This window comes from Paenibacillus daejeonensis DSM 15491, from assembly GCF_000378385.1.
In the GTDB taxonomy this organism is placed as follows: Bacteria; Bacillota; Bacilli; order Paenibacillales; family Paenibacillaceae; genus Paenibacillus_D; species Paenibacillus_D daejeonensis.
In genome coordinates this window covers 66338-91552 of the sequence record NZ_KB899678.1, presented here as the reverse complement: position 1 = coordinate 91552, position 25215 = coordinate 66338, and the positions used below count along the sequence as shown (strand labels likewise).

The following is a 25215-nucleotide window of genomic DNA, read 5'->3' as shown; positions in this document are numbered from 1 at the left end:
AGAATCGCTTGGCATCACCTCCTTATTCGTACGGAAACCTTATTCCTTGACCGCGCCGATGACGATCCCTTTGACAAAGAACCGTTGCAGAAGCGGATACACGAATAGGATAGGGGCCATACCAATAAAGATTTGCGCTGCCTTGACCGTCCGCTGGGAGATATTCTCCAGATCCTCGGGACGAGCTGAGACTTTGGAGAAATCCTGTTGTACAATGACGGTTTGCAGGAACGTCGCGAGCGGATAGTTTTTGTGATCTGTCATGAAGATTAACCCATCGAACCAGGAATTCCAATGGAAAACCATGGCGAATAAGGATAGAGTAGCTATCGCTGGCAAAGAAACTGGGAGATACACACTGATTAACGTCCGAACATGTCCGGCTCCATCAATTGTCGCGGCTTCTTCCAGCTCACGCGGCACTCTCCGGAAGAAGTTGAGCATCAGAATCATATTCCATACGTTGACGGCAGAAGGCAGAATGAGCACCCACAGCGTGTTCATCATATTCAGATTCTGGATCAGAATATAGAACGGAATCAGACCGCCATTGAACAGCATCGTGAACACGAAAAACCAGGTGTAGAAGTTGCGGCGTCTAAAGGCACTGTTCTCTTTGGAGAGTGGATAAGCAGCCAGAACAACGACTACCATACTGATTAACGTTCCCAACGTCGTCCGTTGTACCGCCACCCAGAGCGATTTCAGGAAATTTTCGTTATCCAGCGTCTTAGCGTAGGCCTCCAGATTGAAATCGACGGGAAGCAGGCCGACCAGATTGGCATTGGCGGGTGCTTTTCCACTGAAGGAAATCGCCAGGATATGAATTAGCGGAATAATACACAAGATGGACAGTACAGCAAGAAACGTATAGTTGAAAATGGAAAATATGCGATACGGCTTTGTTTTATAATACATACGGCAAGCCCCTTCTTTTTAGAAAATACGGTAATTAGCAAACTTGTAAGCCATCCGGTAAGCAGCTACGATCAACACGAATCCGACAACGGACTTGAATAATCCGACCGCAGCCGAGAATCCAAACTGCCCGTCAACTAGTCCAACGCGATAGACGAATGTGTCGATGATGTCGCCCTTATCGTAGACCAGACCGTTGTACAGATTGAAGATTTGGTCGAAACCGGCATTCAGAATATTGCCGAGAGACAGGGTGCCGACAACGATCATGATCGGAATCAGCGATGGAATCGTAATCGCCAAGGTCTGCTGCCACCGACCTGCGCCATCCACCTCGGCAGCTTCATACAGGGCGGGGTTGATTCCAGCCAGGGAAGCGAGGAAGATGATGGCACCGAATCCGAACTCTTTCCAGATATCGCTGACGACGACAACGAACCGGAACCAATTGCCATCCCCCAGGAAGAAGATCGGGTCAATATTGAACAACGCCACCAATACCTGATTCACGAGACCTTTCATCGAGAGCATGTCCAACAAGATGCCGCCCAAGATGACCCAGGATAGAAAGTGGGGGAGATAGACCAGCGTCTGCACGGATCGTTTGAAGGCGGATAAACGTATTTCATTCAGCAGAAGAGCAAACACGAGCGGGGCAATCAAGCCGCCGACCAGCTTCATACTGGCAATGATGAGTGTATTCCACACGACCTGCAGGTTCTCCGGTGTGCTGAACAAATATTGGAAGTGATCCAGGCCAACCCAGTTCGACTGGCCAAAGCCCAACCATGGCTTGAAGTCTTGAAAGGCGATGACGATGCCAACCATGGGGATATAAGCAAAGATAATCGTAAGAATTAGAGCCGGCAGCACCATGCCGTCCAGGGCAATCGTTCGTCGCCAATTGCCACGTCGGCGCTGCCTGAGTCCTGTTGGCGAAGATGGCTTGCGGGTTGAGGGAGGTGTTGATCTGTTCATGTTTCTGCTTCCTTTCTCTAGTTCAGCCTCTGATATCTCTAGTATAGAAGCAGGGGGTAAAGCTGGACATGATGATTCCATAACTTACATAACAAATTGTTAAGGTAGCTTAAAACTTGATATTTGTATGGGTATGCGATATATTGCATATATGAATAGATAGAAATGAGGAACGTTAACTATGCCCGTGCCCAAAAACTTCGTCTCCCCAGTGAGGATGACAGCCAAAGAACGAGCCTTCTCTCAGATTCAACGCTGGATCATTGATGGCACCTTGCAACCCGGAGAAAAACTGATTGACTCTGAATTAGCAGAATCACTTGGAGTAAGTCGAACCCCGATTCGTGAAGCCTTTCAGCTGTTGGAAATGCAAGGGCTCGTATCCACGCACCCGGGGAAAGAAACCAAAGTGAAAGAAATTGAAAAAGATGACATCTTCAAAATGTATTCCACGATGGCCGTTCTTCAAGCTCTTGCTGCTGATGAAACGGCAAAAATCATTACTGCCGAGCAAATGGAACAGCTACGGGCCATAAATCTGGCATTCGCACAAGCCATTCAGAGTGGTCAAGCCTATCAGGCGATGGAGGCGGATGAGCAGTTTCACAACCTGATAGTCGAGCTGTCAGATAATCCTTATGTTGCTTCCTTTTGCGCTTCTCTGCAGATTCATATCCGCCGATTTAAATACGTGTTTCTTAAACAACCGATGACCGAGGCTCAAGCTTCCATCATTGAACATGAAGCCATCATTACCGCTTTCGAGCATAACGATCCTGAACGCGCCCAGGCGATGATGAGACAGAATATTATACGGCCCATGCAAGAGCTACAGAAAATACTTCAGACAAATAGGAGTGAGAGCTGATGAAAGACAACAAGGATCTTCGGATACGCAGTAAGGTGATTAGTGAGGGGGCCAACCGGGTTCCTAATCGTGCAATGCTACGGGCGGTTGGATTCACAGATGAGGATTTTAAAAAGCCGATGATCGGCATAGCCAGCACCTGGAGTGAGGTAACCCCATGCAATATGCATATCAATGATTTAGCCGTTCATGCCAAAAAAGGAGCGCGTGACCATGGCGGCGCTCCGCTGATGTTTAATACGATAACGGTCTCAGATGGCATATCTATGGGGCACGAAGGCATGCTGTTCTCATTGCCCAGCAGAGAGGCTATCGCTGATTCCATTGAGATTGTTTCTGGTGCCGAACGCTTTGACGGTCTTGTGGCCGTTGGTGGCTGTGACAAGAATACGCCGGCATGTCTGATGGCGATCGGACGACTGAATATCCCTTCCGTATACGTATATGGCGGAACGATTCAACCCGGCAACCTCGATGGCAAGAAGGTAGATATCGTAACGGCATTTGAAGCGGTCGGACAATATCATGAAGGAAAAATAACAGCAGAACAGCTCCATAAGGTAGAATGCAGCGTGTGTCCGGGTCCGGGCTCGTGTGGAGGCATGTATACGGCCAATACGATGGCTTCTGCAGCTGAAGCGATGGGCATGAGCCTTCCCGGATCCTCATCGACGCCTGCCATCTCTCCGAATAAGTCAATCGAATGTGAGGCCGCTGGCAAACAAGTCATCTCGCTGCTAGAACAAGGCATTTACCCCAGAGACATCATGACCAAAGAAGCATTTGAGAATGCCATTACGGTCGTGATGGCCTTGGGAGGCTCCACCAATGCATTCTTGCATCTGCTTGCGATTGCGCATTCGGTTGACGTGGACCTCACCTTGGAGGATTTCGAACGAATCCGGCTTCGTGTTCCTCATCTGGCAGATCTGAAGCCAAGCGGCCGTCATGTCATGCAGGATTTGAATGATATTGGCGGCGTTCCAGGCGTCATGAAAGCCTTGCTGGCAGAAGGGCTGCTCCATGGTGACTGCATGACTGTAACAGGCAAGACCTTGGCAGAGAATCTTGCGGAAGCTGAAGCACTCCAGCCCGATCAAGAGATCATCCGTCCAATGGATAAGCCGCTCAAGCCTGATGGCCCCCTGGTGGTGCTCAGAGGTAACCTTGCCCCGGAAGGCGCAGTAGCCAAGATGTCAGGGATGAAGAAGCTACGCTTTGCCGGACCAGCCAAGGTTTACGACAGCGAGGAAGCGGCTACGAAAGCCATATTGCAGGATGAGATCCAGAAAGGCGATGTCTTGGTTATTCGCTATTGCGGACCAAAGGGAGGACCGGGCATGCCGGAGATGCTATCGGTAACCGCGCTCATTGTTGGCAAAGGTCTTAACGGCGAGGTTGCCCTGCTCACCGATGGTAGATTCTCAGGCGGGTCGCATGGATTTGTAGTTGGTCATATCTCACCTGAAGCGCAAGTGGGCGGACCCATTGCCTTGTTGAAGAATGGGGACATCATTACGATCGATAGTGAAACCCAGCAGATGATGTTCCAAGTGTCAGAGGAGGAGTTAGCTGCCCGGGCACAAGCTTGGGTTCAACCCCCGCTCAGAGTAAAGTCAGGTGTACTAGCCAAATATGCAAAACTTGTATCCTCTGCCTCAAAAGGTGCAGTAACTGACCTGTTCTAAGGAAGGCAATAAGGACACAATGAAAGAAGATCTCAATTCCTTGAGAACCAAGGGGATTGCGATCTTCTTGGCGTTGTTGCAGAATCCAGCCAAGCTGAGTGGCTACGCTACATTTTGATTGAATAAGCCCTTGAGGGATGCTAAGATGAAGGGCGACATCATATAAAGAGGGGGAACGTCTTGGAGATCGGGAATATCACGACACTAATCCTATCGATCGCAACGATCGTCAACATTATCTTCGCCGGTATCGTGGTTTTCATCGAACGCCGCGATATCGGCTCAACGTGGGCCTGGTTGATGGTTTTATTTTTTATCCCGGTAGTGGGATTCTTGGTTTACATTTTCTTGGGACGCCAGTTGAAGCAAAAAAACTTCTTCCAGCTCACCTCCGAGGAGCTTGCTTTTTTCCAGGACACGGCGGACAAGCAATTTCAAGACGTACATAAGCATGACGGTCTGCTTCAAACGTATTCCAATCTAGTAAAAATGAATTTGAAATCGTCAAACGCGTTGGTGACGACAAATAATGAAGTAAAGATTTATCATGACGGCCAGGAGAAGTTTGATGCGTTGTTTGCGGATATCCGCAAAGCGACGGACGAAATCAATATTGAATATTACATTATTAAGCCCGACAATCTGGGCAAGCAGCTGCGCGATCTCTTAACCGAGAAAGCCAAGGAAGGCGTAAAAGTCCGCGTACTCTATGATGAGGTCGGCTCGAGACGCATGTCGCCTTCCTTTTTCAGCGAATTGATTAAGCATGGGGGAGAAGTGGCGGCTTTTTTCCCATCCTGGTTTCGGCTTATCAACCTTCGGATCAACAACCGCAATCACCGTAAACTGTGCATCATAGATGGCAAAGTAGGCTATGTGGGCGGATTTAATGTTGGGGACGAGTACTTGGGACTTAACGAGCGCATGGGGTATTGGCGGGACACACATTTTCGGATTACAGGCGGGGCGGTCGCTCTGATCCAGGGTCGTTTCATCATGGACTGGAGCAAAGCTACCAATTATGAGCGCAACAATATCGAAGATCATTTCTCGTTCGGTCCGGATCATCATCCCGGTCATAGTGCCATTCAGATTATATCGAGCGGTCCGAACTCCCAAACCGAACATCTGAAGTACATGTATTTAAAGATGATTCTGAAGGCGAAGCGCAGCATCTTCATTCAGACCCCTTACTTTATTCCTGACGTCAGCTTCATGGATGCCTGTAAAATGGCGGCCCTGTCGGGGGTAGATGTCCGGATTATGATTCCGAACAAGCCAGATCATCCGTTTGTCTATTCGGCGACCCTCTCCCATGTTGGAGAGCTGCTGCCGTATGGAGTCAAGATCCTGCAATACGAAAAAGGCTTCATGCACGCCAAAACCATCGTCGTCGATGAAGAGGTTGCCTCGGTTGGCACCATGAATATTGATCCACGCAGCTTCCGCTTGAACTTTGAAGTAAACGCGCTCGTCTATGACGCCGACATTGCCAAGGAGCTATACGAGCTGTTCCTGCAAGACAGTGAAGTCTGCATGGAACTGACCAAGGAGCTCTACAGCAAGCGTACGATGGTCGCCAAGTTCAAACAGGCGGTTGCAAGGCTGTTGTCGCCGATTTTATAATAGGAATGCTAACACAGTGGCTGCATGCTACTGTGTTTCTTTGATTTTCGAAATCGTTGTTCAAGGTCTAGCGATATGATACAATCTATACATACTTATGAGTATCTAAATAGCACAAAAGGAGATCATATAATGAGCAAAAATGACGTTTACAAGTCAGCTGAACGTTTAGCGTTAGAAAAACCTTATGACCAGATTACGTTTGCTGAGGTAGCTGAGTCTGCGGGAGTGCACTGGACGACAGTCCGTCGATATTTTGGTGGGAAAACACAAATGCGAGATTGGTTGCGGAACAAACAGACTAGTGGTGGAGTGACGCATCGAGATACCCGATACCGTATTATCGAAGCTGCTGGGTCCGTGTTTTCTGAACAGGGTTACAATCAGGCTTCACTCGATTTAGTAGCCGAGTCTGCGGGAATGACCAAAGGAGCCGTATATTGGCATTTTACGAGTAAACAAGAGCTTTTTCTGGCATTATTGGAGCAGCACTTGCATACACAGATTCGAATGTTTTCCAGCAACGCCCATTTCATGCTTGAGTCGGAACACCCACAACAATCATTAGAAAATTGGCTAAAAATGCAATTGGGCGGTTTGTCTGAACCTCAAGGATATCCGGGCCTATTTATGGAATTCGTTGTGGCTAGCCGGGAACCGGATGTACGGGCACGACTAGTTCGGTTGCAACGTGAATTTTTGCAAGGAGTCAGTGATTTTATTGCCGAACTTCAGAATCAAGATAAACTGAATAGACAAGCAGATCCCCAACATGCTGCATTGCTCATTGATTCGATTATGAAAGGAACTGCCGTAGAATGGATGATTGATCCGGAAAAAAACGGTCTAGATACTTATATTGAGACCGTTTCTTCATTCCTGTGGGAATATTTCCGCCCAGACAAGCCTTCTTTATAAGTTAACTGCCGGATGCTTCATTCCCCCATGCAATAAACATACTCAAAAGTATTTGAATCATACATTTACGAGGATGTGATACAGTGAGAGAGAGGTGGAGAAAGAGGATGTACTGGCTAGTGATTGGTGGAATCTTACTCCTGTTTTTATTCATGTACAATCATTATCAATTCAACCAAGCAGAACAAAAGTTTCCTGCGAGCGGAAAATTTGTTTCCGTTGACGGAATTCGTCTTCATTATTACACAACAGGCAGGGAAGGGGATCCACCTGTCGTCTTTTTGCACGGCGGCTTGCTTTCGGGTAATGATTTTCGTCACGTCATGGAGCAGGCTGCTGTACAAGGATATCAAGCGTTTGCATTTGACCGGCCCGGATATGGCTACAGCGAACGGCCCAAGCAAGCAGAACCCGAGGAGCAGGCACGTCTCATCCGCGATGCCCTGATAGCACTTGGTGTAGAGCGTCCTGTCCTTGTCGGTCATTCTTGGAGCGGTCTGCTCGTTCTGGCTTATGCGCTTCAATATCCAGATGAGTTAGCGGGCGTGGTTTCGTTGGGAGGGGGGATGTACAAGGAGGGTTACCCGGCAGCAAAAGGGGATGTCATTTCGGCCGCGGTTACGACTCCGATGATTGGCCCGACTATTCTTCGCACAATGCTTGCCGTTGTGGGGCCTGTTCTATCCGATCGTATCCTGACTGCCACCTTTGCTCCAGAAGAGGTTCCACAAGACTATCGTTTAGAAGCCAGGGCCCTGTGGCTGCGTCCAGAACATTTCAGAGCAAACCGTGAAGACGTGCTTCAATTTCTTCCTGCTGTCACCAGACTATCAGACAAATACAATCAAATTTCCTTGCCTCTCGTTATCGCCGTCGGAGCAGACGACCCGTTTGATACGCGGGAGCATAGCTCCCGCCTGCACCAGGAGGTGTCTCATTCCCAACTACTCGTGTGGGAAGGCATTGCTCATATGATTCCCCAGCTACATCCAAGTCTCGTATGGGATGCCGTTGCAAAAATAACAAACTGAATAAGTTTGACGGCTAGACACAAGAGACTTTTTTCTTATAGACGAATCCGCCTGACCGCGCTAGGATAGATAATGCAACTTATACCCATCAAGAGGAGCCTTGACGTCTATGTTATTCCCCAGGCTTAAGGGCAACAGCCGCGGCTGTCTTGCTTTTGAACCCTTATTTCTTATTCCATACAGCATGTTCGCCACCTATGCTACGCTCTATATGAGCGAGCTCGGTCTCAGCGAGACCCAGATCGGCTGGGTGACGACGCTCTCCTTGATTGTTCAAGTGCTCTCGTCATTTCTCAGCGGATACTTAACAGACCGGATGGGCCGAAAAGCCGCGCTACTCACCTTCGATCTACTCAGTTGGTCCGTAGGCACACTCCTGTGGGCGGTATCTCAGAACTTCTGGTTTTTTGTGATCGCCGCGCTCATTAACGGGTTTCAACGCGTACCACATACGGCATTTTACTGTTTGCTCGTCGAGGATACAGAGCCCAGGGAACGTTCCTATGTCTTCACTGTGCTGCAAGTCATCGGCGTGATTGGCGGCTTGTTCGCACCACTTGGGGGATTGCTCGTCTATCATTATGGGCTGATCACGGGCGTTCGGATCATGTACTTGATTGCCTTTGTGCTGATGACGGCTCAGTTCCTGGGCCGCCATTACACGACGCGGGAGACGGAGATGGGCTACCGCAAAAAGCGCGAAGCCCGCGAGCTCGGACTGAACGCAAGCTTGAGGGATTATCTCGCTACGATTCGGGTTGTCCTGGCTGATCGTGGCTTGCTGCTCATGTTCGGCGTCTACATCCTGTTCAACTTCCAGATGATGGTCAAAGGCACGTATCTGGGGCTATTCCTGAAGGATGAGATTGGCATGGCGGACGATTGGATCTCGCTGGTACCGGCTGTTTCTTCGATCGTCATGCTAATCGTGTTGTGGCTGGTGGTGCCGCGCATTACGGAGAGATGGATGAGTCGGACCATGCTGTGGGGCTTCATCTTGTCAGCAATCTCCAATGCTATTCTGGCATTGACCCCGCCGGGAGCTATAAGCTGGATCGTGATCAGTACCGTGCTTGCCGCTGGGGCGACCATGATTACCGCACCTTATCTGGAAGCGGTCGTTGCCAACGCGATCGATGATGAACGCCGGGCCAAAATGTTCGCGGTCCTATCCGTGCTCGTATTACTCGTCGTCTCACCTTCGGGGATTATTGGCGGCTGGGCTTATTCCATTGCCCCACAGATCCCGATCTGGCTTGTCACAGGCGCATTTGTGCTGAGCATCCCACTCTTGATGGCAGGTGCTCGTAGGAGTAGAGAAGACGGAACAACAGGATAAGATAAACAATGATAATCCACCGTAACTCCCCGTGAGAACAGGTGGATTTTTGTGTAATAGGAAAGGTATGTTGGAACTCGGATTTGACGATAGTGGGGATGAGGTGATGATTGTGGATTATGGGAATTTAACGCTTCATACGGACAAATATCAGATTAACATGATGTACGCCCATTGGGTCAATGGCTCCTTAAACGACAAGGCCGTTTTCGAGGCTTATTTTCGCAAGCTGCCGTTCGGTAACGGCTATGCTGTTTTTGCAGGTTTGGAACGAATCGTGAATTATATGCTTCATTTGACTTTCACGGACGAGGACATCGATTATCTGAGGACCCAAGAAGAGAATTATAACGAAGGGTTTTTAGAGGAACTCAGACGATTTAAATTCAGCGGCGACCTTCACGCGGTTCGTGAAGGCACAGTAGTGTTTGCCCAGGAGCCTTTAATCCGAGTCGAGGCGAGAGTATTTGAAGCCCAACTAGTTGAGACGGCGCTGCTGAATTTTATGAACTACCAGACCCTTATCGCCACCAAGGCCTCCAGAATTAAGCGTGTCGCCTCAGGGGATACACTTCTCGAGTTCGGGACCCGAAGAGCGCAGGAAGCAGATGCAGCCGTGTGGGGAGCAAGAGCGGCCTATATCTCCGGATTCCATGCGACTTCTAATATGAGGGCAGGCATGCTATTTGGAATTCCGACCAAGGGCACGCATGCTCACGCGTGGATTCAGAATCATGATACGGAAGAAGAAGCCTTTCATAAATTTGCCGATGCCTTGCCAGATCAGGTTTCTTTGCTCGTGGATACGTATGATACGCTACGAAGTGGCGTTCCGAATGCCATCCAAACAGCTAAATATCTGGAGCAAAAGGGGAAAAGACTCCAATCCATTCGTCTGGATAGTGGCGACCTAGCCTACCTGTCTCAAGTGGCGAGGGATATGCTGAATGAAGCAGGTTTAGACTATGTTAGAATCATTGCCTCGAACGACCTGGACGAGAACATTATTATGGATCTGAAAGCGCAGCAAGCAAAAATCGATACATGGGGTGTCGGCACCCAGCTCATAACGGCTGCGAATCAACCGTCACTCGGTGGGGTGTACAAGCTGGTGGCCCGTGAGAATAATGGCAGCGAGGAGCCTGTCATCAAGATCTCGGGTAACCTGGAGAAGGTGTCCAATCCCGGCGTAAAGCAAGTCTATCGGTTGATTAACCGTGAGACGGGAAGAGCAGAGGCAGACTATATAGCTTTGCGGAGTGAAAGTGACGTTGCAGCGGGCGATCCCATTCATCTAGTTGATCCAGCCCATCCGCTCATGGACAAAGTGATTCGGGACTACGAGGCCATATCACTATTGCAACCTATATTTGTGAATGGAGAGTGTGTGTACACCTTGCCTTCCATTACAGAGATCCGTCAACATCACGAGGACGAAATCAGCCGCTTCTGGCCGCAATATCTTCGGAAGACCAATCCAGAGAAATACAGAGTGCATTTGAGCCAAGCCGCGTTGGATCTCAAGATGAAGCTCATTAAAAAATACCAGAGGTGAACTGGTTAGATGAACCTGAATTAAGGTGGTTTAGGGGTTGTTGTGTTCAATTGGAGTTCTGTGTTGAGTTCAGTGGTGCGTACAACCTTGCAGCCTGCAATGAAGTGGCGCATATTTTCCGCTATTTGGTTAGAAAACCTTTGTTCGCAGACTTTGTGGCGCATTTATTCCGCTATAGAGCCTGAAGACCGTAATTTTACCTGGTAAATTCGGCAATAACGGAAAATACAAGCCACAATATGTTGAATGAACCTCCAGAACGAGGAATAGCGGAATATAGAAGCCATATAGTATGCGGGTGCAGGGCTGGGATGCGAGCAAATAGAGGAAGAAAGGTGTGTTACAGTAGACGTGGTGGAGACGGGGGTGCATCTACTTCTTGATGGACCAAGTTAAGCGTGGTCTTTTTCGTGCAACCGATAAAGCAATTTTAACAAAGGACGGCGTAGTGATATAATATCGCATATAGATTCTCATGATGAAGCGAGGACGACTAAGCATGGAAAGTAAAGCAGCTGAAATAGCAGACTGGATGCTGGCAGAGGTAAAAGAACGGGGCATCCTGCGGCAGGAAGACGTGGTACAGCACATTGCGGACAATTATGGCGAGCAGTACCTGTACACGAACGAGAATGGAAACCAATCCATAGATAAAGAAGTGAAGAAGCTATTCAAAAAGCTCCATCGCGGAAAAGCTGCCTGGGATCGTGACGGTTTCTTCTGGGGCTGGACTTAAAATAGCGCGTGCTGTACCTCTCATGGAGAGTTGCTAGAGAGATGGATATGGCGCATATGTTCCGTTATTGGCTAACTAACCATTGGTTACCTTATTAATTGCAGCGCTTAGCGGAAAATAGAAGCCATCATCTTAAATTCATGCGCGATACAGACCGTTTAGCGGAAAAAATACTCCCTGTTATTTGAAATCGTAGTGCCGTGAGCGCTGCGTGCTACCTCCATGCAAGAAACTTTCGTTGCAATAGACTCAAAATAATAACCCATCTAAATTCTAGCATGCATTGATGCTGTTTTGGATGGTTTTTTTATTATCCTTACAATGTTGTAATTATAATTTCTATAAGAATACTTTTATAATTAAATGAGAATAGAAGAGGGGGGGTGCAGGCATTGGGAAGGTAATGTTTGCTTGCCGCAGTTTGACCACGTCGCGGTTGAAATGGAATCCAACGTAAACCAATTGAATCTATGGAGGTGAAACCCTCGATTTTGAGGGAAGGGATTGGAGATATCCACGATTATTAACCTGAGCATTGCAGCATTATTGATTCTTTTGACGGCTTTCTTCGTAGGCTCTGAATTTGCAGTGGTTAAAGTCCGGATTAGCCGAATTGACCAATTGGTAGCTGAAGGCAATAAGAAAGCACTCGCTGCCAAACGGATTGTAACCAATCTCGATTACTACCTCTCTGCCTGTCAGCTGGGGATTACCGTTACTGCACTCGGACTTGGTGCTCTCGGCAAACCGACCGTCGAACGGCTACTGCATCCAATCTTCGAGGATTGGGGAATCGCGGCAGCGGTAAGCACTGTCATTTCCTATGCCTTGGCGATGGGGATCATGACGTTTCTGCACGTCGTCGTTGGTGAATTGGCGCCCAAGACCCTGGCAATTCAGTTCTCGGAACGGATGACTTTGATCTTGGCCAGGCCTCTCGTGTGGTTCGGCACCTTGCTGTTTCCATTGATCTGGTTGCTGAACGGCTCCGCGCAGATTCTGCTGCGTGCGTTCGGCGTCAAGCCGGCTGGGCATGAGCAAGCCTACTCGGAAGATGAGTTGAAAATCATCATGATGCAGAGCTATCAGGGTGGAGAAATTAATCAAACCGAGCTTGCTTATTTAAATAATATTTTTTCCTTTGACGAGCGGGTGGCCAAAGATGTCATGGTGCCTCGCACACAGATTATAGCCGCCGACATGGAGATGAGTCCCGAGGACATCTTGCACCTGATCGATGAGTATCGTTATACCCGGTTTCCAGTAACCCAGGATTCAAATAAGGATGACATCGTGGGCTTCATTAACGCCAAGGAATTTGTCACGCAAATGGCCACGAAGCGGATGGGCGACATGAAGGAACTGATTCACGAGATCTTCGTCATCCATGAATCCACTCCGCTGCATGATGCACTCGTCAAAATGCAGAAAAAAGGGGTACACATGGCACTGGTGATCGACGAATTTGGCGGCACGGCGGGCATTATCACGATGGAAAACATCCTCGAAGAGATTGTCGGGGAAATCCGGGATGAGTTCGACACAGATGAAGTCGAAGATATCGTCGAGCTAGCGCCAAATGAATACCGTATCAGCGGCAGAGTACTGCTCAGCTTGCTGGAAGCACGCTTTGGGCTTAACTTTGAAAACAGTGAGAATGTAGATACCATCGGGGGATGGCTCCAGATCCAGGCCAACACCATGGATGGCCATGCGGAGCCTGTAGACCATGGCAAACATCGTTGGTATATAGATGAGCTCGACAATTACCAGGTGTTGAGCGTCACGCTTAAGATGAATATAGCAGCTGAACATGAGGTTGACGAGTAATACGTTCGACTAGGATTACGGGAAGGAATGATGCTGGCGATAGGCTGCCGGTGTCAGGCCTTCTTTTTCTTTGAATCGTTTAATGAAATAACTCACGCTGGGATAGCCGCACATCTGAGCAATCTCACCAACCGGATAATCCAAATCATCCATTAATTGCTGTTTCGCACGGCGAATCCGACAGAGGGTGATAAAGTCCATCGGTGACATCTGGGTGGATTTGCGGAAGAGCTTACAGAAATATTGAGGGGTTACCCCGATTTGAGCTGCCCAATCCTCGAGCACAAAAGGCTGGCAGGCGGAATCCTGCATCGCCGGGAGTAGCTCCCTAATCGCTTCTTTTGTATCGTGTTTCCTCCGCAAACGAAAAGGCACCGCTTGCTCCATAAATTCGGCGAGCACGCCGTAGGTTGCTGTCGACAGAGCGGAGGGCCGCAGCAGCTTGGAGCTTTCAACTACGTCGATCAGGTGTTGAATAGAGGCTTCAAGCGCCTTTCCGTGACGAGTCGACCAGATGACGGATTGCCGGAATCCTTGCTCTGTAAGAATCTCGGCCAGTCGATCTCCATAAAAATGCAGCCAGTACACGTCCCAGGGATTGCTCTCACTTGTTCTATATTTCTGATGTTGATTGGGGAAGTAGAGGAACGCATCCCCGGCATAGAGCGGCTCCCACTGACCATCCACTTCAACGAAACCTTCCCCTGACTTCACATAATGCAGATTGAAGTGAGGGGTGTTATGAGCTAAGCGCTCCAACTTGTGATCTGGTTCATCCATGTAGCGCCCTGTGGATTCAGGAAATACCAGGAACGGATTAGAGTCCATCAAGGGTAGTGTCAAGTGCGTCCTCATATAAGCCTCCAGAACAATATCGTTACATCTCTTGCAATATCGTGTCATATACAAAGGGATGTATTGAAATTATAATAACAATATACATCTATGAAATAAAGAAAAACGAAACCAAGTAGGGGGAAGAGTGTCATGTCTGAACAACCAATGGGATCCATTCGTATCGCCGGGGTGGATCAACCGGTATCGCAATTGATTCTTGGGTCGATGCTGTTAAACGACGAGCAGATGGAGAATTCCTCTGCGCTGCTTGATGCTTACACTTCCATTGGCGGCAATTGTCTGGACACTGCCAGGGTGTATGGACCACGGGGAATGGGGGCCATTGGGAAGTGGATGACGGAGGAAGGCAACCGTTCCGAGTACGTTCTAATCGTCAAAGGCGCTCATCACGATGCTAGTGGCCCGAGGATCAACCTCTTGGCCGTGGAAGAGGATTTGAACTATTCGTTAGACTTAATGCAGACGGATTATGCCGATATCTTCATGCTCCACCGGGATGATGCCGACAAACCGGTAGGGGAAATCATCGAATTGTTGCAAAAGCCGCTCGAAGAGGGAAAATGCAAGGCGTTGGGAGCTTCCAATTGGACGACTGCGAGATTGGAAGAAGCAAACGCTTACGCGGCCGACCACGGCTTGACCGGATTCGCTTGCAACAGTCCCAATCTAAGTCTGGCACGGGCGAATGAGCCTAGATGGCCCGGCTGCGTATCTGTGGATACAGACGATGTCCTCTGGCATGAGCGTACGCAGCTTCCACTGCTGTCCTGGTCCTCGCAGGCAGCTGGATTCTTCACCGGTCGATATGCTCCAGACAATCGGGACAATGAAGAGATCGTACGTGTGTACTACAGCGACGCTAACTGGGAACGACACCGCAGGGCTACTGTACTCGGAGAGAAGAAAGGGGCGGATGCCAACCAAATCGCGCTCGCTTACGTGCTCCAGCAACCGTTCCCTACATGTGCGCTGATCGGACCGGCGAATGCAGGTGAATTGTATTCCAGCGCCAAGGCATTGAATGTTCAATTAACAGCGGAAGAGACGCGTTGGTTGGATTTAAAAACCGACTAGCATTTTTGTATCATAAACCACGCCAAAACGTGGTTTTTTTATGTCTGAAAGTCTTATCGACTACAAAAAATCCAAAAAAACTTGTGCCTATGGTACATTAATTAAATCCAAACCCCCGAGTCAGCTGTCTATAGAACAGGAGGTGAAAGACAATGATCGATGCACAGCAACAAATCAAGGCCGCACAAAACGGAGATCACGATGCTTTCGTTTCTCTTATACAGGAGCGAACGGATAAGCTGCACCGAGTGGCTCGCCATTATGTGCGGGAGTCCAAGGATGCGGAGGATATCGTACAGGATGCTCTGGTTAAGGCTTATGAGTCACTGCATACGCTGCAGCAAGCCGAAGCGTTTGAGAGCTGGCTTACCAGAATTGTGGTGAACCGGGCGCTCAATCATTTGAACAAATCCAAGCGTGTTCACCTGAGCGACGACCCGCAGGCGCAAGAGCCCGCGGCCGTTACGGATATCGATCAAACTCTGGATCTGGAGCGTGCATTGGCCAGTCTGAATCCGAAGCTGCGTCAGCTTCTATTCTTGAAATATAAGAAGGACCTGACCCAGCAGCAAATCGCCCACCTCCTGGACATGCCATTAGGTACTGTGAAGACACAATTACGGAAGGGGCTGGAACATTTGCGCAACGAAATGGCTCAAGATGTTCTCGAACGAGAGCTGGATACATTACGCCTTCAGTTAAGACAACAGGCAGAGCACCTGTTTGCCGTTTCACCGGATTATGATCTGATCGTCAATGAATATCAAGAGAACACCATGAGGGGAACAGGGAGGGGAGAAGCGGGATTCTTATGGGTTAAAACGGGAAGCGATGACGCTGTTTCTGCCACGCTCTCCAGGGACGGCAACTTGCTGGACTATGCCATTTCCTGGGCCTCATTTGACAAGGAGACACGGCTATCTGAGGAGGAGCTCAAACAACAGGCAGAGCAATTCCTGGAAGATCATTATCCCGGCGCACGGCGCGATTTTCCGTATTGTGAGATGGAGTGGATGGAAGGGATGTTTGGGTACACACGACAGCAGAAGGCGATGGGGCTACCGCTTCCTGAGACGGGATGCCTGATTATGGTTCACCCCAGCGGTCGCGTGGTCGGATTCAGGTACTACGGAACCGTTCCAGGGCCAGCACTCCCAACCATGATCACACCAGAAGAGGAACAGATGGCGTGGATGAAGGCGAATTTGTCGCTACATGTGGAATATTGCGTATTGGACAAAACCGTGTACACGGATGGTGACGATCAGGTCCATCTTGTTTACGCCCCCCGAAGTAGAGGACTAATCTATTCTGCATCATCACAGGAGGAAGTCCCGACAGCCTATAGGGCAGAAGCTGTCCCCTCTGATCCAAGAACACTGGACGAGTGGCCAGGTGAGTTCCCGCCACCACGGAGCCTGGAAGAATGGATTGGCGTAGACAACGACCAATTTCAGTTCGTACAAAACGACAATATTGACTCGAACACCAAGATGATGGTGTGGAAGCAACGGACTGAAGGGCGTCCAGCCAAGAATGACCGGTCTTGGAAGGCTTATTGGGCTGAACAGATGGAGGGAGCGGTCAAGGCGCGAGTAGACAGCCAAACCGGACAACTGATTGACTTTGCTTCGCATGGTAAGTCAGATCAACTAGCTCCACCAACCTGGGATCGAGACGCATGTATAGAAGTAGCCATGGACTATGTCCGAGGACTGGCAGCCGACATGTTGCCGTATCTCAAGCTTCTAACTGAAGAGACCGACGACGAAGATCGTTTGGAATACATTCGCTTTGGTGTATATGTTCAAGACGTACCTCTCCGGGATGAATGCTATCAACTAGCCGTTGACCGCTCCAATGGGAGGGTCAAAAGCTTGATGTCCCCCTCCATAAGGCCAGAACAGTTAAAGAAGCTGGAGCCCGTGCCTTCATTTGATTCCCAGACAGCCATCCTCCGATGGATGGAACAGGCCAAGCTGCGTTTGCAATGGGAACGAATGCACAATGCCAGCGCGGGAGAGGCCCCTTACGAACTAGTGTATCGAATGATTGGCCGAGCTAACGAACGGACTCCTGAAGTGCTTGATGCACACACCGGGAAGGTATACGAAAATTCGTTTTACTGACAAACAAAAAAAGATCTAGCCCGCAATCAAGGGCTGGATCTTTTTTGGCGCTGAGCCTATGTGGATTGGGTGTCCAAATTAACCTGATTTTTCTGTCCCCACATTACGATGTATTCGATCCATGGAACCAGTTCTTTGCCAGAGTCGGTAAGCGAATATTCAACCCGGGGCGGCACCTCGTTATATTGTTCTCACTTTATATTACGCGACCGACCCGATATGCTCTCATTGCTGGGCATTGGAACCGGTATTGAATCGGTTTCTTCATGAATATGGAGATCAGGTGAAGGTTCAACCGCTCATGGGAGGCCTGCTGGCAAGCTGGCATGGGTTTGCGGACCGTGCTAATGGGATACAAAAGCCTGCTGATGTAGAATAGCATTGGAAGGAGGTTGGCGTTTACTCCAGAATGCCCATCGATGGTTCCTTATGGAGGGACAATCCCATTCTATCTTCCTACCCTCCGTCCCATGTATACAAGGTCATTGAGCGAGATCATGCAGGTAGAGCGATGGAGTTTTTGAGAAAAGCCAGAGAAGCGGTCTTTGCGTTCAACCGTAATATTGGGGAAGCGCAGGTGCTCGTGGACCTCGTGAATACGATGGGGCTAGATGGAAAACGGGTGTACGAACAATCGCAAGAGGAAGCTGCGCAAGACTTGCTAAATCAAGACTTTGAGCTGGCAGCCAGCTTGGGCGTCCGTGGTTTTCCAACCATCATTTTGGTCAACGAAGAGGATAAGGGTGTGAAGATTGTAGGTGCCCGGCCGCACGAGACGTACGTGGAGGCACTGAAGCAGCTCACAGACAGACCGCTGCAGCCCAAGAAGCTTCCTTCCTTAAGTCAATGGTTAACAGAGCAAGACCTCTTGTTCACCAAAGAAATCGAAGTGATGTATAATCTGGAGCAGCACCAGGTCCAAGCCTTCCTCCAATCAGAATTGCCAGCAGGTACGTTTCAGACCAAAGAGTTGTTCGGTGAATTGTACATTCAGCAAAACTCGAGTGCATCGAGAATGTGAAGTTTAATTCAATCGGTGTAATGGAGTTCATTCGACTATAAGCCAAGCTAACGGAACTGACAGACGTTATCCAAGCGCAAAGCCCTAGTTTTCAAAATCTAACGGAACTGAAGGACCTTATGGAGGCTAAAACCTACGTTTTTATTGGGATTTTCCTTTAATAACGGCGGTGAGTTCCGTTAGAATATAAAAACACGCTGAAAATCCAATATAACGTCGCTCAGTTCCCTTACTAATTGGTGATCCTCTATTATCACTCATTACCAAGGTTGCTCACCAATAACCGACACTCTCGTCGCAAGCGTTAGAGCCGGAAACTCATATGGAGGTGCCCTCCAACAGACGTCTGAAGCGTTCTCGCGCCTCGAAATTAGAGCATGAACGCCAGCAGGCGTTTTTTTGTGCGAATAGATTAACATTATCTATAAAATTATCCAGTCCTAACCGATAAACGAGATAGGTACGCTTGAACATGTAGGAATTGAACTGAAGGAGAATACCTATGAGCGATGAATTAAATCCGGATTGGTTACTAAGAAATGCAGCTTGGGAAGGTGAATTGGAGCTGGTAAAACAACTGGTAGAAAAAGGGTTAGATATTAATTATTCTGAGCCTGACAGCGTGCACCCATATGGAGATACACCTATCATGCTGGCAGCTGGAGCTGGACAAGAAGACGTCGTTAAGTATTTGCTGGAGCGCGGAGCCGACGTAACTTATCATGATTTACTCGGTACGCGAGCATCTATTTATGCCAAAGTATCGGGTTATCCGGAGATTGCAGAAATGATTATAGAAAAAGAACCTGAGGAGTTTCATGATTATGCATATGTAATGAAGAAATTAACAGCTGCGGGTGTTCCTGAGCATATCCTCGAAACGTTGGGGACGGAGAACAAAAGACTAGAATTTGAAGGAAACCATAACGAATATCTCATTTTTCGCAATGTATTTGAAGTCACTTCATTTAAGGTGTACGGGTATGAAGTGTATGACCTGCTGCTGGAATTAGATAACTACGATGCCAACGGAGTCATTAGTTGGTGTCCCGCCAGACAGCAATTTATAAGCATCGATGAAGAGCATGATTGGATTTTTATTGTGCATGATATGACCTGGGAAGCTTTCCTCGCTGATCCTGCTTACTTTCTCGATCGCATCCTTTACATGGAATATGACGAAGAAGAAATTGACGAGGATATGGAGAAGTTCTAATAACAAGACCGTCCCTTGCATTTAGGGGGACGGTTTTTTTTACAAATGGAGTTAGATATTTAGATACAAAGAGGGTAGAGAGTTTTTGGATCAAAATTCCATTTCGGATAATTATCGTCTACACTCGCAAAGGATCTCTAACTCCACAAAATGTAAGCGGTGCTATAGTTAAGAAGTTCAATCTAACCTAAAGAAGGAGAGTTGAAAAATGAATCAAGCGGTAAAGAGGCTTTTAAGCGCAATTCTGATTCTCGTGTTCGTTACTCAGCCATTTGCACTCCATTTTGAAAGCGCAAACAATTCAAACATCCTACGAATGCAAGTAGCAGAAGCTGCAGATCCTGGCTTGCCTGCGGCAACAAAAGATGGCGTCATTCTGCATGCATGGAACTGGTCATTTAATACAATCCGCAGTCGCTTGCCGGAAATTGCTGCCGCTGGCTTCAAAACGATTCAGACCTCGCCGATCCAGGGTGTTAAGGAAAACACGATGGCCGGAAATCTGTGGTGGATCTTATACCAGCCGATCAATTTCAATATTGGTAACGCACAGCTAGGAACAAGAGAGCAGTTTAGACAGCTATGCGCTGAGGCTGCGACTTACGGGATCAACATTATTGTCGATGTGGTTGCTAATCACACAGGAAATGCAGGCATTGACGGGTCGTTACAATATGTACCGGCTTACAATGTTGACCCTTCCATTCGGAACAACCCTTATTTTTGGCATCAGCTAAGTGGCATTACGAACTGGAATGATCGCTGGCAAGTGACGCAGCTTGGTATTGGCTTGCCCGACCTGAACACCAGTAATCAAGAGCTGCAAGATAAAATCATCGCTTTTCTGAATGATGCCATTTCACTTGGTGCGGATGGATTCCGATTTGATGCAGCCAAGCATATTGAGCTGCCTACCGATCCAGCTGGTGCCTCGAATTTCTGGACCCGCGTGTTAGGCTCATTGAATAACCCATCCAGCCTGTATAACTATGGAGAAGTTCTGCAGGGCGGAGCGGATGCTTTTGCGCAGTATGCTAATTATTTGAATGTTACAGCTTCTTATTACGGTGACAATGTGCGGCACGCGGTCGGATTTAATAACGCCAAGAATGTGAATATGGCTTTTAACTTCAATGCAGCCAACGTTGCACCTTCCAAGCTGGTAACCTGGGTGGAGTCCCATGATACGTATGCCAACCTTGGTGATGAATCCACGAATATGAACGACTGGCAAATCAAGATGGGGTGGGCCATTATCGCGGCGAGAGCCCACACGGTGCCCTTATTCTTCAACCGTCCGGCAGGAACCGGTAAATTCGCTGCGAGTTTGGGAACAGCCGGCAATAATTTGTGGAAAGATCCGGATGTTGTGGCCGTGAACAAATTCCATAATGCCATGGCAGGTCAGGGTGAGTACCTGCGGAATCAAGGGAACGAGATCATGCTGATTGAGCGTGGTAATAAAGGAATGACTATTGTCAATCTGGGTGGCAATGCAGCGATCAATCAGCCTACGAATCTGGCAAACGGAGTCTACGTCAACAAAGCAACGGGCAGTGGCACATTTACGGTAGCCAATGGCAGAATTACCGGCAACATCGCTGGCGGTACAATTGCTGTCCTTTATAACGACACGCAGTCTGTGAATGTCACGTTTACCGTGAGAAATGCAACAACGGTGATGGGACAGAATATCTATTTGGTTGGCAACATCCCTGCGCTGGGGAACTGGAACGTCAGTCAAGCGTTTGGTCCAGGCAGCACGGCCAATTACCCGCATTGGGGCTTTACCGTCAACTTGCCAGTCGGTACGACGTTCGAGTATAAAGCGATCAAAAGGGATGGAGCCAACAATGTCGTCTGGGAGTCAGGGGCCAATCGCACCTATACGGTCAGCGCCAGTACCAACCAAGTCTCATTTGATTTTAGAAATTAAAGTGTTGAAGAAAACGCTGAATGGCCTTCGACACCTTGCTTGCGGAAGTCGGAGGGGGTAAGGCCAATAGCCTGCTTAAAGAGCCGGTTGAACGAGCGATAATTTTCAAACCCAATGTCCTCGGCAATCTCGAAGGTCTTGCGGTCCGTTGTCAACAGCAGCAGCTTCGCTTTTTCCAGTCGCAATTTATTGAGATATTGGACGAAGCTCTCACCCGTTGTTTTCTTAAACATGCTGCTGAAGTATGGCACACTATAGTTGATCGACGCAGCGAGCTCCTCCAGCTTGAACGGTTCGTTCAGGTTCTCGTGGAGCCGCTGCACGATCTTGGCAATGGAAGCGTCGAGCTTTCGTTCCCCCTGCAACAGCTTAAGCTGGCGGAAGCAGGCGACCGTAGAATCATGAACGGCGTCAAAGGTCTGGCATTGCTCCAGCCTTTTTCGGAAAGTGGCCTCTATATCCGACATCCCGTCAGATTCATGCCTAAACTGACTAAGCTCCAGAAAAATCCGAAGGTATAGCGATTTCATTTGCTCGGGGTCCCAGTTGTGCTCCATGGCTTGTTTATGAAAGGATTTTCGTTCGTGCTCCACCGCAGCTGAACTTACATGTGACTCCAGTAATGCCCCCTTCAACACCTTGCCCCAAAAGCGGACATACTGCTCCGGGATATGTGTATACCTGATTCGTTCCGCCGAGGAGGCGCCACCGCCAAGAGTCGGTCGGTTATCATAAAAAAATGGATAAGCGGCGGACACCCAAGACTTTAGCTCGCCCATATAATCCTGAAGCCCTGACGGGAACGTTCGAAGCAGAACCAAGCTGTCCATCTTCAGATATTTTGAGAAGGAATCCGCAACCTGGTCTATCAGTCTCTCCAGTGAAGATTCAATCGTCAGGGAGAAGATCGCGACGAACCTTCCTTTGTCCAGCGCGATTACCTTGTGAGGACCAAGTGTGTCAAGCAATTCGTTGAGCACATTAACCCCGGCAAATTGCCACAGTTTGAGTTCCTGAGGCAGTTCGACCGAGAAGCGCAAGGAACTCCGATCAAGCTCCAGCATCAAGGCGTAAACCTGGGATCGGTGGACTGGGATACCTATCTGCTTCAAAGATTGCAGCCACTTCTCACCAGCAACGGGATTACGGAGCATCTCCAGAAACAGATTTTGCTCAATTACGATTTCATTGGAACGAACCTTTTGCTCCAGCTCCTGCTGCTTCTCTCTCATCGCATCACGACCGACAACTTGCTCCGTCATTCCCTCGAGCGTGCGAACCAACAGCTCAGGATCGTTCAAACAATCATCCTTAATAAGATAAGCTCCAGCCTTGAGTTGAATGGCCTGTTGTGCGAACTGGAAGTCTTGATGGCAGGTCAATATAATCACTTGTGGCATGGTTGCGGTGGCGGACTCGATCGCTCGAAGCATCTCGAGTCCGTTCATGCCTGGCATCGTAATATCGGTTACAATCAGCTGGGGCAGATGACGCTTATACAATTCCAGGCCATCCTGACCATCCTCTGCTTCTCCCACAAGCTCGAACAGGTCTCCGCGCGCTTCAATCATGCTCCGAAATACGGTTCGGGCTGGAATCTCGTCTTCGACGAGCAGTACCTTATAGCCGCTCATATTCTTCCTCCTTGATCTGAACCTGATCCGCCTGCAATTCGATGCGAATAAGCAGGCCACTGCCTTCTTCACTCAACATCTCCATGGAAGTCGACTGACCGAACATCAGCTTGAGCCTCATCCTCACGTTCTGCAGGCCGATATTTTCGCTAGATTCCTCTCGCAGAAGATGCACCCTCAGTTTTTCCAAGTCCTCATCAGACAGCCCCGTACCGTCGTCCCGGATCTCAACAACGACCCGGTCCTGCTGCCGATCGGTGAAGGCACGGACAGCGATGAGCCCGGTATCGGCTTTCTTAGGCAAAATACCGTGGAATACCGAGTTTTCGATGAGGGGCTGCAGGCTAAGCTTCGGTATCTGCATTCTGCCAAGCGGCTCCTCAATCTCATACGTTAACGTGATCTGGCATTTGTATCGCATATTGAGCAGCCCGACGTAATCCTTCAGATAATCCAACTCTTGATCGAGCTGGACGGTTTGGTCGTAGTTCTCCATGGAATAGCGAAGCAAACCGACGAACCGGCCCATCAATTTGTTAATCTTGTCATAGTCCTTTAACATGGCAAACATACGAATAGTATTCAAGGTATTGTACATAAAATGCGGATTGATCTGCGATTGGAGGGCCCGGACCTCGAGACGGCGCTTCAGCTTCTCCGAATCCTGCAGATCGTTAACCAGCTCCTGTATCCGAATGGCCATCGCATTCAGCATTCGCCCGAGGTCGCCGATTTCGTTATTGGCAAATGTGTTAACCCTCGCATCGAGCTGCCCTTTCTTGATTGCGTTTACATGACGTTTGACAGCCTGAAGCGGACGATACAAGTGATAACCGAAGCCCAGAACGGACGCTGCACCCAATACGATCAGAAGGGCCAAGAAATAAATGACGGTCTCCCGAATAATACCGGTGTCCTGGGTCAGCTCCTTGGATGGAATCTCGGATACGACGATCCAATCGTCATACGTTCCCGTCTGCTTCACCGAGATGATGGAGGAGGCCTCCGCGAACTGATCAGGTGCGCCCAGCTCACGCCAATGCGACAGGATGGTCGCTACTCGCTCTTTGTCTTCTTCGTCGCTCAGCTTGCTCGTCGTGGCAATCGGACTGCCAGCTGGTGTGAGCAGGGTGATGGAGCCTTCGGAGCCAAGCTGGATATTCTCAATCTGTTGCTGGAATTGATCGTTGTTCATGGAGATCAGAATAACGCCTTTCATCTCTTCGTATCTGTTGTACGGAATTCGTGCCATATAGACGCTGGCATCACGCAGCATATCCATTTCGGGAATGGAGTCCCGGTCAAGAAACAGCTCGGTCCTGGGGGAGCTCAAGAAAAGCTCAATCAACGGTCCATAGACCGATTGCTCGACCCGGGAAGGGGCTTCTGTGGAGGAGAGGATCTCGCCGGTGACGGCAGAGTATACTTGCAACCCCTCAACATTGCCGATCATGGCCGATGCGGTGGTCAACACCGAGATCAGTTCACGCTTCAGTACCACATCTTCGTAATACAGCTCCGAAGGGGAGACCAGCGCATTCTTAATTGAGGACAAGCCCGAGTATTGCACACTCAGTTCACGAAACCGGTTCATGGACAGCTCAATGCGGTCTATAACCTGATTGACCAACTGTGCGTTTAACTTGTTCACCTGCTTCTCCACCGTGGAGCTGGATACTGAGATGGAGATATAGGAGAGCACGACTAACGGAATGATCGAAACGGCGAGCATAATCAAGATCATGCGAACATAAAAGCTTCGCGTTAAGAAACCAAAAAAAGGTGACGGCATCCATCTATCCCTCTCATTATGACATTAGCTAAACTAAGTATAGTACATCAGCTTGATTCAAAGATATA

Annotated in this window: 19 protein-coding genes and 1 pseudogene; 14 read left to right on the top strand and 6 right to left on the bottom strand. The window is 48.8% G+C overall.

The window, feature by feature from the left end; all coding sequences use genetic code 11:
• Nucleotides 1-39: 39 nt before the first annotated feature.
• Together F556_RS0130380 and F556_RS0130375 are read right to left on the bottom strand one after the other, a co-directional pair.
• Nucleotides 40-918: a carbohydrate ABC transporter permease gene (locus tag F556_RS0130380; RefSeq protein WP_020620785.1), complete on the bottom strand. Its 879-nt coding sequence runs from the start codon at nucleotides 916-918 to the stop codon at nucleotides 40-42.
• Between the two features lie 18 nt (nucleotides 919-936).
• Nucleotides 937-1896 carry an ABC transporter permease gene (locus tag F556_RS0130375; RefSeq protein ID WP_020620784.1) on the bottom strand — a complete coding sequence of 320 codons (960 nt, stop codon included), beginning with the start codon at nucleotides 1894-1896 and terminating at the stop codon, nucleotides 937-939.
• A 181-nt stretch (nucleotides 1897-2077) separates the two neighbouring features.
• Here F556_RS0130375 and F556_RS0130370 point away from each other — a divergent pair, with 181 nt between their 5' ends.
• The 9 genes from F556_RS0130370 (at nucleotide 2078) to F556_RS0130325 (ending at nucleotide 13487) form a co-directional block, all read left to right on the top strand.
• Nucleotides 2078-2764, top strand: coding sequence for a GntR family transcriptional regulator (locus F556_RS0130370; RefSeq protein ID WP_020620783.1), 687 nt, complete (start codon nucleotides 2078-2080; stop codon nucleotides 2762-2764).
• Nucleotides 2764-4452, top strand: coding sequence for a dihydroxy-acid dehydratase (gene ilvD, locus F556_RS0130365; protein ID WP_020620782.1), 1689 nt, complete (start codon nucleotides 2764-2766; stop codon nucleotides 4450-4452). The genes F556_RS0130370 and ilvD overlap by 1 nt, the downstream gene beginning before the upstream one ends.
• 180 nt (nucleotides 4453-4632) lie before the next feature.
• Entirely contained in the window at nucleotides 4633-6078 is a 1446-nt protein-coding gene (gene cls, locus F556_RS0130355) for a cardiolipin synthase (RefSeq protein WP_020620780.1), read from the top strand.
• A gap of 132 nt (nucleotides 6079-6210) precedes the next feature.
• Nucleotides 6211-6996 carry a TetR/AcrR family transcriptional regulator gene (locus tag F556_RS36790; RefSeq protein WP_020620779.1) on the top strand — a complete coding sequence of 262 codons (786 nt, stop codon included), beginning with the start codon at nucleotides 6211-6213 and terminating at the stop codon, nucleotides 6994-6996.
• 107 nt (nucleotides 6997-7103) lie between these two features.
• Nucleotides 7104-8027, top strand: a complete 924-nt coding sequence (locus F556_RS0130345; RefSeq protein ID WP_020620778.1) for an alpha/beta fold hydrolase — start codon at nucleotides 7104-7106, stop codon at nucleotides 8025-8027.
• A 109-nt stretch (nucleotides 8028-8136) separates the two neighbouring features.
• Nucleotides 8137-9366, top strand: coding sequence for an MFS transporter (locus F556_RS0130340; protein ID WP_020620777.1), 1230 nt, complete (start codon nucleotides 8137-8139; stop codon nucleotides 9364-9366).
• 67 nt (nucleotides 9367-9433) lie between these two features.
• Nucleotides 9434-10921 carry a nicotinate phosphoribosyltransferase gene (locus F556_RS0130335; protein WP_020620776.1) on the top strand — a complete coding sequence of 496 codons (1488 nt, stop codon included), beginning with the start codon at nucleotides 9434-9436 and terminating at the stop codon, nucleotides 10919-10921.
• A 499-nt stretch (nucleotides 10922-11420) separates the two neighbouring features.
• The gene (locus F556_RS0130330) at nucleotides 11421-11657 is read left to right on the top strand and encodes a DUF6953 family protein (RefSeq protein WP_020620775.1); all 237 of its coding nucleotides are present in this window, start codon (nucleotides 11421-11423) and stop codon (nucleotides 11655-11657) included.
• A 504-nt stretch (nucleotides 11658-12161) separates the two neighbouring features.
• Complete coding sequence (locus F556_RS0130325) at nucleotides 12162-13487, top strand: hemolysin family protein (protein ID WP_020620774.1); 1326 nt, start codon at nucleotides 12162-12164, stop codon at nucleotides 13485-13487.
• A 15-nt stretch (nucleotides 13488-13502) separates the two neighbouring features.
• On the opposite strand, the gene F556_RS0130320 is transcribed toward F556_RS0130325, so the two are convergent.
• Complete coding sequence (locus tag F556_RS0130320) at nucleotides 13503-14342, bottom strand: helix-turn-helix transcriptional regulator (RefSeq protein WP_026297590.1); 840 nt, start codon at nucleotides 14340-14342, stop codon at nucleotides 13503-13505.
• A gap of 132 nt (nucleotides 14343-14474) precedes the next feature.
• Between F556_RS0130320 and F556_RS0130315 the strand changes: the two genes are divergently transcribed.
• Complete coding sequence (locus F556_RS0130315; RefSeq protein ID WP_020620772.1) at nucleotides 14475-15419, top strand: aldo/keto reductase; 945 nt, start codon at nucleotides 14475-14477, stop codon at nucleotides 15417-15419.
• Nucleotides 15420-15571: 152 nt separating this feature from the next.
• Nucleotides 15572-17548 (top strand): sigma-70 family RNA polymerase sigma factor, encoded by a 1977-nt coding sequence (locus F556_RS0130310; protein WP_020620771.1) that lies wholly within the window; start codon nucleotides 15572-15574, stop codon nucleotides 17546-17548.
• A 56-nt stretch (nucleotides 17549-17604) separates the two neighbouring features.
• Here F556_RS0130310 and F556_RS37470 read toward each other — a convergent pair whose 3' ends face one another.
• Nucleotides 17605-17724, bottom strand: a complete 120-nt coding sequence (locus tag F556_RS37470; RefSeq protein WP_245583165.1) for a winged helix-turn-helix transcriptional regulator — start codon at nucleotides 17722-17724, stop codon at nucleotides 17605-17607.
• Between F556_RS37470 and F556_RS35710 the strand changes: the two are divergent.
• The 3 genes and pseudogenes from F556_RS35710 (at nucleotide 17706) to F556_RS35705 (ending at nucleotide 21721) form a co-directional block, all read left to right on the top strand.
• Nucleotides 17706-18569: pseudogene (locus F556_RS35710) on the top strand (DsbA family protein). The gene F556_RS37470 and the pseudogene F556_RS35710 overlap by 19 nt on opposite strands.
• Before the next feature lie 502 nt (nucleotides 18570-19071).
• A complete protein-coding gene (locus F556_RS0130300; RefSeq protein ID WP_020620769.1) occupies nucleotides 19072-19785 on the top strand; it encodes an ankyrin repeat domain-containing protein in 714 nt (237 codons plus the stop codon).
• A 316-nt stretch (nucleotides 19786-20101) separates the two neighbouring features.
• Nucleotides 20102-21721, top strand: coding sequence for a carbohydrate-binding module family 20 domain-containing protein (locus F556_RS35705; protein ID WP_245583164.1), 1620 nt, complete (start codon nucleotides 20102-20104; stop codon nucleotides 21719-21721).
• Here F556_RS35705 and F556_RS0130290 read toward each other — a convergent pair.
• Nucleotides 21718-23355, bottom strand: coding sequence for a response regulator transcription factor (locus tag F556_RS0130290; RefSeq protein WP_020620767.1), 1638 nt, complete (start codon nucleotides 23353-23355; stop codon nucleotides 21718-21720). The genes F556_RS35705 and F556_RS0130290 overlap by 4 nt on opposite strands.
• Complete coding sequence (locus tag F556_RS0130285; protein ID WP_169447658.1) at nucleotides 23342-25099, bottom strand: sensor histidine kinase; 1758 nt, start codon at nucleotides 25097-25099, stop codon at nucleotides 23342-23344. Before F556_RS0130285 ends, F556_RS0130290 begins: the two co-directional genes overlap by 14 nt.
• Between the last annotated feature and the right edge of the window lie 116 nt (nucleotides 25100-25215).

Coding starts and splice junctions, on each gene's coding strand:
- F556_RS0130380 (WP_020620785.1), bottom strand. CDS start 918: ATGTATTATAAAACAAAGCCGTATCGCATATTTTCCATTTTCAACTAT.
- F556_RS0130375 (WP_020620784.1), bottom strand. CDS start 1,896: ATGAACAGATCAACACCTCCCTCAACCCGCAAGCCATCTTCGCCAACA.
- F556_RS0130370 (WP_020620783.1), top strand. CDS start 2,078: ATGCCCGTGCCCAAAAACTTCGTCTCCCCAGTGAGGATGACAGCCAAA.
- ilvD (WP_020620782.1), top strand. CDS start 2,764: ATGAAAGACAACAAGGATCTTCGGATACGCAGTAAGGTGATTAGTGAG.
- F556_RS36790 (WP_020620779.1), top strand. CDS start 6,211: ATGAGCAAAAATGACGTTTACAAGTCAGCTGAACGTTTAGCGTTAGAA.
- F556_RS0130345 (WP_020620778.1), top strand. CDS start 7,104: ATGTACTGGCTAGTGATTGGTGGAATCTTACTCCTGTTTTTATTCATG.
- F556_RS0130340 (WP_020620777.1), top strand. CDS start 8,137: ATGTTATTCCCCAGGCTTAAGGGCAACAGCCGCGGCTGTCTTGCTTTT.
- F556_RS0130335 (WP_020620776.1), top strand. CDS start 9,434: ATGTTGGAACTCGGATTTGACGATAGTGGGGATGAGGTGATGATTGTG.
- F556_RS0130330 (WP_020620775.1), top strand. CDS start 11,421: ATGGAAAGTAAAGCAGCTGAAATAGCAGACTGGATGCTGGCAGAGGTA.
- F556_RS0130320 (WP_026297590.1), bottom strand. CDS start 14,342: ATGAGGACGCACTTGACACTACCCTTGATGGACTCTAATCCGTTCCTG.
- F556_RS0130315 (WP_020620772.1), top strand. CDS start 14,475: ATGTCTGAACAACCAATGGGATCCATTCGTATCGCCGGGGTGGATCAA.
- F556_RS0130310 (WP_020620771.1), top strand. CDS start 15,572: ATGATCGATGCACAGCAACAAATCAAGGCCGCACAAAACGGAGATCAC.
- F556_RS0130300 (WP_020620769.1), top strand. CDS start 19,072: ATGAGCGATGAATTAAATCCGGATTGGTTACTAAGAAATGCAGCTTGG.
- F556_RS35705 (WP_245583164.1), top strand. CDS start 20,102: ATGCAAGTAGCAGAAGCTGCAGATCCTGGCTTGCCTGCGGCAACAAAA.
- F556_RS0130290 (WP_020620767.1), bottom strand. CDS start 23,355: ATGAGCGGCTATAAGGTACTGCTCGTCGAAGACGAGATTCCAGCCCGA.
- F556_RS0130285 (WP_169447658.1), bottom strand. CDS start 25,099: ATGATCTTGATTATGCTCGCCGTTTCGATCATTCCGTTAGTCGTGCTC.